Source organism: Acinetobacter sp. WCHAc060033 (assembly GCF_004209125.1).
In the GTDB taxonomy this organism is placed as follows: Bacteria; Pseudomonadota; Gammaproteobacteria; order Pseudomonadales; family Moraxellaceae; genus Acinetobacter; species Acinetobacter wuhouensis.
Genome location: NZ_SGSW01000222.1, coordinates 1 through 251 on the forward strand (window position 1 = coordinate 1; position 251 = coordinate 251).

Genomic DNA, 251 nt, shown 5'->3' on the forward strand with positions numbered 1-251 from the left:
ACTTGTGCATCGCGTACAGTTGAATTAGCAATGAATTGTTTGGATTGGCTGTTGTAGTAGTCACTGAGGTTTTGGTTGAGTTTTTCGATTTGACTGTTATTGGATGCGGTAGCTTGGTCTTCGCCTTTGAGGTCTTGCATCCATGCAGGGCTGATATGCCATGCTTGTTCTAAGCCAAGACTGGCATTGTCTTGGTTGTTGCTGTGTTGATGTTTACTTTGGACACTACCTGCGCCCTCTTCTTGTTCGAG

The 251-nt window shown here is 45.0% G+C and carries 1 protein-coding gene; it reads right to left on the reverse strand.

What is annotated here, in order from left to right:
- Positions 1-251: hypothetical protein (locus EXE10_RS21345; RefSeq protein ID WP_130114626.1), on the reverse strand; the 251-nt coding region annotated here is incomplete at both ends.